Source organism: Bradyrhizobium sp. SZCCHNRI3052 (genome assembly GCF_032484895.1).
Lineage (GTDB): Bacteria > Pseudomonadota > Alphaproteobacteria > Rhizobiales > Xanthobacteraceae > Bradyrhizobium.
Map to the genome: position 1 here is coordinate 135,331 of NZ_JAUETW010000005.1, position 13,238 is coordinate 148,568.

A 13,238-nucleotide genomic window follows, 5' to 3' on the forward strand; every position below is an offset into this window, starting at 1 on the left:
CATGAGCGAGACTTCCACAAGCGTGAACGATGACGCGGATGCCGCAGGTGCACACGGCCGCACCAGGCTGAATTTCGACCTCGATGTCGACGTCTGCGTCGTCGGGGCGGGATTGGCCGGCTTGACGGTGGCGTTGTGCGCGGCCCGGCAGGGGGCGAGCGTCGCGGTGCTGGAAGGCCGCCAGGTCGGATGGAACGCATCCGGTCACATGATCGGGACGGTCATGCCCGGGTTCGACCTGCCGCTGCCGGATCTGATCGAGCGCGTCGGGCTCGCGCATGCCCGGGCGCTATGGGCGTTGTCCTGGTCCGGTGCCGAGTTCATCCGCGCCCAGGCCACCGCGGCGATGCCGGGCATCGGACTCAGCGAAGGCGCGCTCGAAGTCTCGAATGTCGACGCCGGCGACGCCTTGATCCGCCGCCTCCAGATGCTGCACGAGGATTTCGACACCGAGGTCGAGGGCTGGCAGGTCGAGCGCGTCAGGACCGAGCTCAAGACCGACCGCTACTTCCATGGCGTCCATTACCCCAAGGCGTTCCAACTCGACGGCCGCAGGTACGTTCACGCGCTGGCGCGGCTCGCGCACCGGGCCGGGGCAAGGATCTTCGAGGACACGCCGGTGGTCAGCATCGACGCGTCGGGCGTGCGCAAGCGCATCGTGACGCCGTCGGCGCGGATGCGCGCCTCGCACATCGTGCTGGCCGGCAACATCCATCTCGGCGCGCCGCTGCAGAAGCTATCCGATACGCTGTTGCCGGTGTGGCGCTATGGCGGCGTCACCGCGCCGCTCGGCGAGCGGCTGGCTGATGCGATCGCCTTCCGGGGCTCGGTCAGCGACACCGACGGCATCGATCATTTCCGCGTCGTCGACGGCGACCGGCTGATGTGGGCGAGCCCGGAGACGACCTGGGACGCCCGGCCCAGCGGATTTGCCGCGGCGCTGCAGCGCCGGATCCGCACGGTGTTCCCGCAACTCGGCCGCGTCGAGATCGCCGAGACCTTCGGCGGCGTCACCGGCCAGACCGTGCACGGCATGCCGCAGATCGGCCAGCTCCGCAAAGGCCTGTGGGTTGCGAGCGGCTTCGGCCGGCAGGGGCTCAACACCTCGGCGATGGCCGGGCAGTTGATCGCGCAGGCGATCCTCGCCGGCGACGACCGCTGGAAGCTGTTCTCGCCGTTCGAATTGGTCTGGGCCGGCGGCGTCAGCGGCCGGGTCGCCGGCCATGTCGTCAATCTGTGGATCCGGGGCCGCGCCGCCGCGGCCGGGACGCTGGCGCGGCACCGCGAGCGCGTCCGCGCGCAGGAGCGTGTGCGCGAGATCAGGGCGGCCGAAGCGCGGCGCCGGGCGGCCGAGCGGCCCGGCTCGCGGCTGCCGCTGCGGCCGCAGCCGTCCGATCTGAACCACCGTCCCGACGCCGGGGAGGGCTGACACCTCGCAAGAAAGTGAGCCGTCGCGCCCGCGCCCGACGTAACTTCGCGGGATCCCGTCCGTAGATCCGGTAACCCATCACCGCACGGAGACGTCCATGATCGACCGCCGCATGATGTTCACCACCGCCGCCGGACTGTTCGGCTTCTCCGCCCTGCGCTGGCTCGGCGGTTCCGCGCCGGCCCGCGCCGCCGAGAAGTTCGAGATCGAGAAGACCGAGGCCGAGTGGCGCGCGCAATTGACGCCGCAGCAATACGAGATCCTGCGCGAGGAGGGCACCGAGCGGCCCTGGACCAGCCCGCTGCTGAAGGAGCATCGCAAGGGCACCTTCGCCTGCGCCGGCTGCGACCTGCCGCTGTTCTCCTCCGACACCAAGTTCGACAGCGGCACCGGCTGGCCGAGCTTCTTCAAGCCGCTCGACAATGCCGTGGCGACCCGCCAGGACAAGACCTACGGCATGGTCCGCACCGAGGTGCATTGCCGCCGCTGCGGCGGCCATCTCGGCCATGTGTTCGACGACGGCCCCAAGCCGACCGGCCTGCGCTACTGCATGGACGGGCTCTCGCTCACGTTCCACCCGGCAAATCCGTCGTCGACCTGACAGGAATTTGCGCCAGGATATTCCGGCTCGTCCGTTCAAGGCTCGATGGGGGTCTTCAGGACGCGCCGGCAGCCGTGACGAGCGGCCGTGCCGGAGCGCGATTTGGCGCGTCCGGCCCGGCAAGAACTGCCGGCTCGGCAATTGTTCACCAGTTTTGACGCCGCTTTTTTTACGTTGTTGTTTTCCAACACGCTGATTTCACAGCATTTTCGCATCTGGCACAGCGATTGCGACAGCTCTCCACGAAACGCGGTGCGGGCCGACCCGCCACCGGCATCACAGTGGAGAGATTGGTATGGGTATCTTCGACGCGATGAACACTTCGGTGAGCGGTCTGTCCGCTCAATCATTCGCGCTGCAGAATATTTCCGGTAACATCGCGAACGCGTCGACCGTCGGCTACAAGGGAATCGGCACCAGCTTCGAAGACCTCATTCCCAACGCGACCAACCCGACGCGCCAGAATGCCGGCGGCGTCACGGCCTTCGCCAAGGCCACCATCACCACCCAGGGCACCGTCTCGACGTCCTCGGTCGCCACCAACATGGCGATCAACGGCGACGGCTTCTTCAACGTGCAGAAGGCCTCCTCGGTCGTCGATAACGTGCCGGTCTTCACCGGCGTCACCAACTACACCCGCCGCGGCGACTTCCAGCTCAACGCCAACGGCAACCTGATCAATGGCGCCGGCTATTACCTGATGGGTGTCGCGGTCGATCCGAAGACCGGCAACGCCACCGGCAACGTGCCGACCGTGCTGCAATTCGCCAACAATTTCGTGCCGGCGCAGGCGACCACCGCAATCCAGTACGCCGCCAACCTGCCGACGCAGCCGAAGACCGCCGCCAGCGGCAACGCTGCGACCGGCACGCTGGTCGCGGCCGGCGGCCTCAACTCGGCCGACCTCTCCAACGTGCCGCTGCCGGTCGGCACCAATTTCTACGCCGACTCCACCGTCACCGGCGCCACCGCCGTGAACAAGGTGCCGGCGCAGATCACGACCTCGACATTGTTGAGCGGCGCCAGCGGCGACTCGATCTCGAGCAATTTCACCACCGGCGACACCATCACCATGACCGGCAGCGCCGGCGACGTCGTCACCTTCACCTTCGTCGCCTCCGGCGCCTCGGGTACCCAGATCAATGTCGGCGACTCCGTCGGCACGCTGCTGGCGAAGATCGCGGCCGTCACCGGCGTGCAGCCGACCATCACCGCCGGCAAGATCACGCTGCATTCCGGCAGCGGCGAGGACTGGAACTTGAGCAGTGCCTCGCCGGGTTTCACCGCGCTCGGCCTCACGTCACCCGTGGCACTGACGCGCACGGCGAGTCCCGGCACCGGCATCGTGATCGGCAACGATCTCACCAACTTCAACAACGAGACGATCTCGGGCGGCGCGGTCACGGCCTACAATTCGTCGGGCACGCCGGTGAACGTGCAGCTGCGCTGGGGCAAGGTCGACAGCTCGACGCTCGGCACGGGCCACAAGGACACCTGGAACCTGTTCTACCAGACCAACTCCAGCGCCACTGGCTCGACCGTGGCCTGGCAGAACGTCGGCACCAATTTCACGTTCGCCTCCGACGGCTCGCTCGTGTCGCCGACGACCTCCAACATCTCCATTCCCAACGTCGTGGTCGACGGCACCACGCTCGGCACCGTCAGCCTCAACATCTCCTCGGGCGCGCTGACGCAATATGCGAGCACGATCGGCTCGGCGACGATCAACCAGATCAATCAGAACGGCTTCGCCGCCGGCCAGCTGCAGTCGGTCGCCGTCAACAACAGCGGCGTCGTCACCGGCACCTTCTCCAACGGCCAGACCATCAACCTGGCGCAGGTCACGCTGTCGCACTTCAACGGCACCAACTACCTGAAGGCGCTCGACGGCGGCGCCTACGAGGCGACCGACCAGTCCGGCCAGGCCATCATCGGCGCGACCGGCAAGATCTCGGGCGGCTCGCTGGAAGGCTCCAACACCGACATCGCCGACGAGTTCACCAAGCTGATCGTGACCCAGCAGGCCTATTCGGCCAACACCAAGGTGATCACGACGGCCAATTCGATGGTGCAGGATCTTCTGAACGTGCTGCGCTGATCGCGCTGAGACGTGGCAGTTGAATTGACATAAGGCTACCGAACATGGGTTTGAGTTCTGCCCTCGCCACCGCGATGTCCGGCCTGCGCTCGACGCAGGCCGCGCTCTCGATCATCTCATCGAACGTCGCCAACGCGAACACGCCCGGCTACGTCGCGCAGAACCCGAACCAGATCGAGGTCGCCAGCGGCGGCTTCGGCTCGACGGTGACGACGACGGGCGTCAACCGTCAGCTCGACTTGTTCGTCCAGAACCAGCTCCGCACCGAGACCTCGGGTGGGACCTATGCCAATCAGATGGCCAACATCCTGAGCCAGCTGCAGACCGTGTACGGTACGCCCGGCGGCAGCGGCACGCTCGAGACGGCGCTGAACAATTTCACCACGGCGCTGCAGTCGCTGTCGAACAATCCGAGCAACCAGTCGGCGCAGTCGGTGGCGCTGTCGGCGGCGCAGGGCGTGGCGCTGCAGCTCAACGCGACCACCAAGGGCATCCAGACCCTGCGCACCAATGTCGAGCAGGACATCGGCAATTCGGTCACGCAGGCCAACGCGGCGATCAAGCAGATCGCGACGCTCAACACGCAGCTGCAGGGCCTCGACAGCTCCGACCCGCTGGCGGCGACCCTGCAGGACCAGCGCGACAACGCGATCAACACGCTTGCCAAATATGTCGACATCCGCGTCGTGTCGGATCCGACCAACGGCACGAGCGTGTTCACCAATTCGGGCATCCAGCTGGTCGGCGCAGGCCTCAGCTCCGAGTTCACCTTCTCGTCGCCGGGGACGCTCGACGCCACCTCGCTCTACAACAGCGATCCGACCAAGACCGGCGTCGGGCAGCTCAACATCAAGCTGTCGAACGGCGTGTCGCTCGACGTCGTGTCGAACAATCTCCTGAACTCGGGTCAGATCGCGGCCGACCTCAAGCTGCGCGACCAGACCCTGGTGCAGGCGCAGACCCAGGTCGACCAGCTCGCGGCGACGATGGCCTCGGCGCTGTCCGACAAGACCACGGCGGGTACCGCGGTGGCGGGACCTCCGGCCGGCTTCGACGTCTCGACCAGCGGGCTGCTGGCGGGCAACACCATCAACCTGACCTACACGGATTCGAGCAACGTCCAGCGCCAGGTCAAGATCGTCAACGTCAACGATCCCGCGGCGCTGCCGCTGAAGAACGCCTCCGGCGCCAACCCGTCCTATGTCGGCGTCGACTTCTCGCTCGGCATGGCCTCGGTGGTGTCGCAGCTCAACAGCGCGCTCGGTGGCGCGCATCTGCAGTTTTCCAATCCCTCCGGCACCACGCTGCGGATCACCGATGACGGCACCAGCCAGGCGGCGGTCAAGGCGGCCTCGGCCACCACCACGGTGCAGACGCTCGCCAGCGGCAACGCGCAACTGCCGGTTTTCACTGACGGCGGTGCGCTCTACACCGGTGCGATCACCTCGACCGGCTCGCAGATGACGGGGCTCGCGGGGCGGCTCAACGTCAACCCGGCATTGCTGAACGATCCGACCAAGCTGTCGACCTATTCGACCTCGCCGCAGACCGCGGCCGGCGACGCGACGCGACCGGACTTCCTGTTCGCGCAGCTCACCTCGGCGACCTTCAGCTACTCGCCAACCACCGGCCTCGGCTCGGCGGCGCAGCCATTCCAGGGCACGGTGTCCGGCTATCTGCAGCAGTTCGTCAGCCAGCAGGGCAGTGCCTCGACGCTGGCGACCCAGCTCAGCCAGGGCCAGGCCGTCGTGGTCAGCACGCTGAAGGAGAAGTTCCAGGGCACGGCGGGGGTCAACATGGACAGCGAGATGTCCAACCTGATCCAGGTCCAGAACACCTATGCGGCCAACGCCCATATCATGTCGGTCGTGCAAAGCATGATGCAGAGCCTGCTCCAGGCATTTTAGTGAGGCGCGTGTAAGATGTCGATCAGCAGTGTCAACTACGGAAATTCTCTGCTCGGCCTGTCCGTGCGGAACATCTCGAACCAGCTCGCGGACCTTTCCACGCAGCTCTCGAGCGGCGTCAAGGCGAACAACTACGCCGGCATGGGCCCCGACGAAGGCTTCGCGATCGCGGCGCGGGCGCAGCTCTCGAACATCTCGGCCTTCACGCTGACGATGACCCACGTCAATACCGTGATCGGCGCGGTCAATACCTCGCTGCAGTCGCTGTCCAAGATTCATGACCAGGTCCAGAGTGGCGCCTCGGCGACGCCGCAGAACCTGACCAGCACCGGCCAGACCACGGGACAATTGACGGCGCTGTCCAACCTGTCGGCCATCACCGGCATCCTCAACACCCAGGTCGGCGATCGCTACATCTTCTCCGGCAGCGCCACCGACCGGCCGGCGATCGCATCGGCCGACGACATCCTGAACGGCACCACGACGCAGGCCGGCCTGAAGCAGGTCATCGCCGAGCGGCAGCAGGCCGATCTCGGGCTCAACGGTCTCGGGCGTCTGAACCTGTCGGCGTCGGCCACGATGCCGATCACGCTGGCGGAGGACGTCGCCGGCTCGCCGTTCGGCTTCAAGCTGAGCGGCGTCACCTCGTCGCTGACCAATGCCACGGTGACCGGACCGTCCGGCTCGCCCCCGGGCATCTCGGTCGATCTCACCGCCGGCAATCCGAATGCGGGCGACCAGATCAGCTTCACCTTCAAGCTGCCCGACGGCACCTCGGAATCGATCAAGCTGACGGCGTCCACCACGACGCCGGCGCCGACCAATACGTTCGCCATCGGCGCCACGCCGGCGGCCACCTCCGCCAATCTCAATGCGGCGCTCAACACGGCGCTGTCGACGCTGGCCAACACCTCGCTGACCGCCGCCTCGGCGGTCGTCGCCGGTGACAACTTCTTCAACACGGCGAGCGCCGTGTCGGGAACGGTGGTCAACAACAAGCTCGCAACGCCGGCGCCGATCACGGGAGCGACGCTGCTGTCGGGCGGGGCGGGCTCCGACTCGATCGCGACCAGCTTTGCGACCGGCGACACCATCACGGTCAATGGGCAGACGCTGACCTTCGTCGCCTCCGGCGCCAACGGCAACAACCAGATCAATGTCGGCGACAGCGTGCAGACGCTGCTGTCGAAGATCGATACGCTCAGCGGCACGTCGACGCCGTCGACGGTCAGCGGCGGCGTGATCACCTTGCGCACCAACGACGCCGCCGGCTTCTCGGTGTCGAGCTCGAACGCGGGTGCGTTCGGGGCGCTCGGCTTCTCCGGCACCGTGACGGCGCCGACGCCGCCGTTGCGCGTCTCCGGCTCGCCGCTGGGGTCGGCGACCAGCCTCGTCAACGGTTCGGCCAACACCGTCGCCTGGTACACCGGCAACAGCGGTCCCGGCTCGGCGCGGTCGAGCGCGAGCATCCGGATCGACACGGCGCAGAGCATTCAGTTCGGCGCCCAGGGCAACGAGTTCGCGATCCGCAACCTCGTGCAGCAGACCGCGGTCTATGCCGCCGTCAACACGCCGCCAGCGGGAGCAAATGCTCCGCAGCAGATCGGTGCGCTCAGCCAGCGCATCGCCGCCAACCTGACGCCGCAGCTCGGCCAGCAGGCGATCTCGGATATCCAGACCGAGTTCGCCAACGCCCAGACCACGATGAAGGACGCCACGGCGCGCCAGACCCAGGCCAAGGCGGCGATGCAGGCCATGGTCGACCAGACCGAGGGCATCTCGCAGCAGGAGGTGGCGAGCCAGATCCTGCAGCTGCAGACCAACCTCCAGGCGTCCTACCAGACGACGGCGATGCTGGCCCAGTTGACGCTGGTGAAATATCTGTAGCGCCCCGGGGGCGGCGGTTAGGTTTTCGTTAACCACGTCTCTTTAGCTTTTGTTCAGATCTGGGGCGAGAGCCTCTTTGTCTGGAGGCGGACGTGAGTGACGGAACCGACGAGCGCATTCATCTGGTGGTCGCGACACCATGCTTCGGCGGCCAGGTGTCGAGCATCTATGCGAGCTCGATCTTCGCCCTGCAGCGCGAGTTGCGCGCCGCGTCCAACGTCGACCTCACCGTCCACATGCGCGACGGCGATGCGCTGATCACCCGTGCCAGGGCCAATCTCGTTACCCTGTTCCTCAACGATCCCTCGGCCACGCATCTGCTCTTCGTCGATGCCGACATCGGCTTCACGCCGAAGCAGGTGTTCCGGCTGATCGCGTCCGGCGGCGACATGGTCGCCGGCGTCTATCCGGTCAAGAAGGTCAACTGGAACAAGGCGCGCCGCGCCATCAATTCCAACCGCATGGACGTGCCGGCGGCATCGCTCGACTACGTGCTGGAGATCGACAATCCGGACCACGTTGCGGTGGTCAACGGCTTCACCCGCGTGCGCTATGCCGGCGCCGGCTTCCTGATGGTCCGCCGCCGCGTCATCGAGACGATGATCGCGCATCCGGCCTACGCCCCGCTGCAGTTCTTCCGCGAGCATTCGCAGGATGCGCTGGCCGGCAGTCCGAACCGCTTCGCGCTGTTCGAATGCATGATCGACCCGGCGACCGGGACCTATCTCAGCGAGGATTTCGCGTTCTGCAGGCGATGGACCGATCTCGGCGGCGAGATCTGGGCCGATCTCGACAGCCGGCTCGATCACGTCGGTCCGTCCGTGTTTCACGGCAATGTCGCCTCGCAATTCGCGTCGGCGGTGGCGGTTCCCACCGCCGCCGCGGCCGACGCAGCCTGACGATCCGCGCGATGACCCCGGCGGTAACCCGGTCGCAGATATCCCAATCATCCCGGATCGACCGGCGCGAGCAGGGCGCCGCGACCGGACTGCGCGATCTCTTTGCCTTGCTCGGCGATCTCCTGATCGATGGCGGCGATACCCGCCTGGCGCTCGATCGCCCCTGGGGCCGCAACGTCTATGGCTGCGGGCCGTCGCCCGAACCCGATGTGCTGAGCTTCGCATCGAGCACGGCTTCGCCGATTTCAGAACGCGCCTATGCGCGCGTCGAGCTGGCGCGCGAGCAGCTGATGCATGCGGCGATCTCGCTCGGCCTCGACGCCGCGCTCGACCGGCGCACCGAGGAGATGCGCTGCGAATTGCGCGGATATCTCGGCCTTGCCGACGAGATCGACATCGTGTTCTCGCCGTCCGGCACCGACTCGCAACTGCATGCGCTGGCGCTGGTGCGGGCGGTGCTGGGCGAGGCCGTCACGAGCATCGTCGTCGGCAGCGACCAGACCGGAAGCGGCACCGCCGCGAGCGCCCGGGGACACCATTTCAGCACGCGGACGGCGAACGGTCTGGCGGTGCGGACGAACACGCCGATCGAGGGGCTCTCGGGCGACGCCGTGTCGCTGCCGCTGCTCGACGGCGCATCGATGCAGCCGCGCGTTGCTATCGATGCCGAGATGCTCGACAGCGTCGAGGCGCTGGTGCGAAGGGGCCGTGGCGTCCTGCTGCAGGTCATGGATTCCTCCAAGCTCGGCTGGCGCGCGCCGGACATGGCCTGCCTGGGCGAGGTGGCGCGGCGCTGGCCGGGGCGCGTGCAGGTTGTCGTCGATGCCTGCCAGATGCGGCTCGGCGCGGCGCGGCTGCGCGATCATCTCGAACGCGGCCATCTGGTGCTCGTCACGGGCTCGAAGTTCTTCGGCGGCCCCGCCTTCAGCGGCGCGCTGCTGGTGCCCGCGGCCGCATCGGCTGCGCTGCGCCGCGGACATCCGATCGCGCCCGGCCTGTTCGACTATGTCAATCGCAGCGATTGGCCGCTCGCCTGGACGGATCTGCGCGCGCGCACGGCGCCGCGCGCCAATATCGGCCAGTGGCTGCGCTGGGAGGCCGCGCTGGAGGAGATCGCCGCGTATCACGCCGTGCCCGAGACGTTCCGCCGGATGGCGATCCGGCAGCTCGGCGAGTCCATCGAAAGCCTGCTGATGCTGTCGCCGGTGCTGCGTCCGATCGCCGCCCGCGCGCCTGCGCCGGATGGGAGCGATGGCGAGTTCGGCTTTCCCACCATCTTCCCGTTCGCGCTCCAGCGTGACGGCGGCCCGCTCGGCCTCGGTGAGACGCAGGCGGTGTATCGCGCGCTGCAGCGCGATCTCGGCAGCCGCTTCACTGGACGCGCAGCCGAGATTGCCGCGCGCCAGTGCCTGATCGGCCAGCCGGTGCGGATCGAACGCGCGGGCGAGGCGCAGTCGGCCGCGCTGCGGCTGTGCATCGGCGCGCGCCAGGTGACGGACGCATGGTGCGACGACGTCACCGCGGCCCGGGTCAATCTCGAATCCGACATCGACCGCGTCGCCGACATCGTTGCCAAAACAGAGCTGCTCGTATCGGATCTGAGCAGCCAGGATCTCAGGGACATCTGCAATGCCGACTGATTTGCTCGCGCTGGCCGACGCCACCGACGCAGGATGTGCCGACCGGATCGGCATGGCCAAGCTCGCCAAGGCCGCCTTCGACGGCCAGGACCTGAAACCGATGTGGGCCGCCTTGCTCGCCAAGCTGCTCGACGGCCGCGCGGAGCCGGGCGAGGGGCTCGATCTCGCGCTGATCGCGCAGCTCATCGGCGAGAAATCGTCCGGGCTCGCGATCCAGCACGACGTTCTGCAGTCGCAGCAGCTCTACCGCGTTGCCTGCAACAGCGCGACGCCGCGGCTGCGCGTGCTCGCGCTCGCGGCGGCCACCGACATGGGCAGCAACACGCCGATCGAATTCCTGCTCGAGGACACCGACTTCGAGCTGCTGCTGCTCTATGTCGTTCCGGGCGCGGACCTGCTGGCGCCTTTGCCCGCTCATGACGTCGCCATCGTCATCGCGTCCGATTCCGAGGATTGTCAGCACGCGCTGCGCGAGATCGATGCCGTCGCGGCGCGCTGGCCGCGTCCGCTGCTGAATCCGCCGGAGCGGATCTGGCATCTCGATCGCGACAAGCTGCATGCGCGGCTCGCCGGCATCGACGGGCTCACCATTCCGGCGACCATTCCCGTCGACCGCGAGCGCCTGATCGGGATCGCCGACGAGCGCGAATGGATCACGGACGTCGACCACTCGCTCGTCTTCCCGGTCATCGTGCGGCCGCGCGGTTCGCATGCCGGCGTCGGCCTGGAGAAGGTCGACGAGCCGCTCGAGCTGTCGCTCTATCTCGACGAGCGCAGCGAGCAGGAGTTCTTCGTCTCGCGCTTCGTCGACTATGCCAGCGAGGACGGTCAGTTCCGCAAGTACCGCATCGTGTTCGTCGACGGCACGGCCTACGCCTGCCACATGGCGATCGCGCGACGCTGGGACATCTGGTACCTCAACGCCAACATGGCCGGCAGCGAGAGCAAGCGCCTCGAAGAGGCGACCTTCATGCAGACCTTCGACATCGGCTTCGGCCGCCGTCATCGCAGCGTGCTCGATGCGATCGCCGCGCGCGTCGGTCTCGACTATTTCATCATCGACTGCGCCGAGACCAGGGACGGCACGCTGCTGGTGTTCGAGGCCGACAATACGGCCGTCGTCCACAACATGGATTCGCCGGAGGTCTTCCCCTACAAGCCGCCGCAGATGCAGAAGATCTTCGCGGCCTTCGCGGCCATGATCGAGAAGCGCGCCACGTCGCGGGCGGAGCAGGCGGCGTGACCGTCGGGCTGCGCATCGATCCTGCGTCGCGGACGGCGGAGACGCTCGATCCGCAACATTGGGACGAGATGCGCGCGCTCGGTCATCGCATGCTCGATGACATGATCGACTATGTCGCCGATATCCGCGACCGGCCGGTGTGGCAGCCGATGTCGCCGGCGACACGGCAGAGCTTCCGCAGCGCGCTGCCGCATGCGCCGACCGATCTCGCCGAGGTCTATCGCGATTTCAGCGAGCTCGTCGTTCCCTACGCGACCGGCAACGTGCATCCTGGATTCATGGGCTGGGTGCATGGCGGCGGCACCGTGGTCGGCATGCTCGCCGAGATGCTGGCTGCCGGATTGAACGCCAATCTCGGCGGCCGCGACCACGCGCCGATCGAGGTCGAGCGGCAGGTCGTCGACTGGACGCGTCAGTTGTTCGGCTTTCCGGCAAGCGCCAGCGGCATCTTCGTCACCGGCACCTCGATGGCCAATCTGATGGCGGTGCTGGTCGCTCGCCGCAACGCGCTCGGCGCGGCGGTTCGCTCGGCGGGTCTCGGTGAGGAGGGGCGGCGCTTGCGCGCCTACACGTCGAAGGCGGCGCATGGCTGCATCGCCAAGGCGATGGACATCTGCGGACTGGGCAGCGACGCGCTCGGCTGCATCGCGGTGGATGCCGCACATCGCATCGACGTCGGCGAGCTGCGGACCGCGATCGCGCGCGATCGCGCCGCGGGACTGCATCCGTTTCTCGTCGTCGCCTCGGCGGGCACCGTCGATATCGGCGCCATCGACGACCTCGCTGATATTTCCGAGCTCTGCCGTGCCGAGGGGCTCTGGTTTCACGTCGACGGCGCCTTCGGTGCGCTTGCGATGCTGTCAGCGGAGCTCGCACCGAAGCTCGCCGGCATCGAACAGGCGGATTCGATTGCGCTGGATTTTCACAAATGGGGGCAGGTGCCCTACGATGCGGGCTTCCTGCTGGTGCGCGATGGCACCAAGCATCGCGACGCCTTCGCCTCGCCGGCCGCCTATCTGCGCCGGGAAACCCGTGGTCTCGCGGCGGGCGCCGAGTGGCCCTGCGATCTCGGTCCTGATCTGTCGCGCGGCTTCCGGGCGTTGAAGACATGGTTCACGCTGAGGACGTTCGGCACGGATGCGCTCGGCGCCGTGATCGCGCGAAGCTGCGAGCTCGCGCGCCATCTGGAGGCGCGGGTGCGCGCCGAGCCCGAGCTCGAGCTGCTGGCGCCGGTCAATCTCAACATCGTCTGCTTCCGCTATCGTGCCGACGATGCCGATGCACTCAACGGCGAGATCGTCGCCGACATCCACGAATCCGGCCTCGCCGCGCCGTCGACCACGATGCTCGACGGACGGCTGGCGATCCGTGCCGCGATCGTCAATCATCGCACCGGGACGAGCGACATCGACCGGCTGATTGCGGCGGTCCTCATGTTCGGCCGCCAGCGCGCGGCCGGTCTCACGCCGTTGATCGAGGTCGATGCGCCGCCGCTGGCGCTCTGAGCGCAAACCGTATCTCGGCGTCGTCCGCT

Annotated in this window: 9 protein-coding genes; all 9 read left to right on the forward strand. The window is 67.3% G+C overall.

Annotation, left to right across the window (positions count from 1 at the left end):
- Window position 1: 1 nt before the first annotated feature.
- The 9 genes from QW887_RS16425 (at window position 2) to QW887_RS16465 (ending at window position 13,209) form a co-directional block, all read left to right on the forward strand.
- Window positions 2-1,429, forward strand: coding sequence for an FAD-binding oxidoreductase (locus QW887_RS16425; RefSeq protein WP_316175783.1), 1,428 nt, complete (start codon window positions 2-4; stop codon window positions 1,427-1,429).
- 97 nt (window positions 1,430-1,526) lie between these two features.
- On the forward strand, window positions 1,527-2,030 hold the full coding sequence (msrB, locus tag QW887_RS16430) for a peptide-methionine (R)-S-oxide reductase MsrB (protein ID WP_316175782.1): 504 nt from the start codon (window positions 1,527-1,529) through the stop codon (window positions 2,028-2,030).
- A 295-nt stretch (window positions 2,031-2,325) separates the two neighbouring features.
- Window positions 2,326-4,128 (forward strand): flagellar hook-basal body complex protein, encoded by a 1,803-nt coding sequence (locus QW887_RS16435; protein ID WP_315712671.1) that lies wholly within the window; start codon window positions 2,326-2,328, stop codon window positions 4,126-4,128.
- A gap of 44 nt (window positions 4,129-4,172) precedes the next feature.
- On the forward strand, window positions 4,173-6,035 hold the full coding sequence (gene flgK / locus QW887_RS16440; RefSeq protein ID WP_315753154.1) for a flagellar hook-associated protein FlgK: 1,863 nt from the start codon (window positions 4,173-4,175) through the stop codon (window positions 6,033-6,035).
- Between the two features lie 15 nt (window positions 6,036-6,050).
- A complete protein-coding gene (locus QW887_RS16445) occupies window positions 6,051-7,922 on the forward strand; it encodes a flagellar protein (protein WP_316187530.1) in 1,872 nt (623 codons plus the stop codon).
- A 92-nt stretch (window positions 7,923-8,014) separates the two neighbouring features.
- Window positions 8,015-8,821, forward strand: a complete 807-nt coding sequence (locus QW887_RS16450) for a hypothetical protein (protein WP_316187529.1) — start codon at window positions 8,015-8,017, stop codon at window positions 8,819-8,821.
- A gap of 11 nt (window positions 8,822-8,832) precedes the next feature.
- On the forward strand, window positions 8,833-10,461 hold the full coding sequence (locus QW887_RS16455; protein WP_316194697.1) for a hypothetical protein: 1,629 nt from the start codon (window positions 8,833-8,835) through the stop codon (window positions 10,459-10,461).
- A gap of 52 nt (window positions 10,462-10,513) precedes the next feature.
- Window positions 10,514-11,704 carry a hypothetical protein gene (locus QW887_RS16460; protein ID WP_315713621.1) on the forward strand — a complete coding sequence of 397 codons (1,191 nt, stop codon included), beginning with the start codon at window positions 10,514-10,516 and terminating at the stop codon, window positions 11,702-11,704.
- 68 nt (window positions 11,705-11,772) lie between these two features.
- Entirely contained in the window at window positions 11,773-13,209 is a 1,437-nt protein-coding gene (locus QW887_RS16465; protein ID WP_316188188.1) for an aspartate aminotransferase family protein, read from the forward strand.
- Window positions 13,210-13,238 lie beyond the last annotated feature (29 nt).

Bases quoted from the DNA above. Each gene is read 5' to 3' on its own strand.
- QW887_RS16425 (WP_316175783.1), top strand. From the start codon at position 2: ATGAGCGAGACTTCCACAAGCGTGAACGATGACGCGGATGCCGCAGGT.
- msrB (WP_316175782.1), top strand. From the start codon at position 1,527: ATGATCGACCGCCGCATGATGTTCACCACCGCCGCCGGACTGTTCGGC.
- QW887_RS16435 (WP_315712671.1), top strand. From the start codon at position 2,326: ATGGGTATCTTCGACGCGATGAACACTTCGGTGAGCGGTCTGTCCGCT.
- flgK (WP_315753154.1), top strand. From the start codon at position 4,173: ATGGGTTTGAGTTCTGCCCTCGCCACCGCGATGTCCGGCCTGCGCTCG.
- QW887_RS16445 (WP_316187530.1), top strand. From the start codon at position 6,051: ATGTCGATCAGCAGTGTCAACTACGGAAATTCTCTGCTCGGCCTGTCC.
- QW887_RS16455 (WP_316194697.1), top strand. From the start codon at position 8,833: ATGACCCCGGCGGTAACCCGGTCGCAGATATCCCAATCATCCCGGATC.
- QW887_RS16460 (WP_315713621.1), top strand. From the start codon at position 10,514: ATGGCCAAGCTCGCCAAGGCCGCCTTCGACGGCCAGGACCTGAAACCG.
- QW887_RS16465 (WP_316188188.1), top strand. From the start codon at position 11,773: ATGCGCGCGCTCGGTCATCGCATGCTCGATGACATGATCGACTATGTC.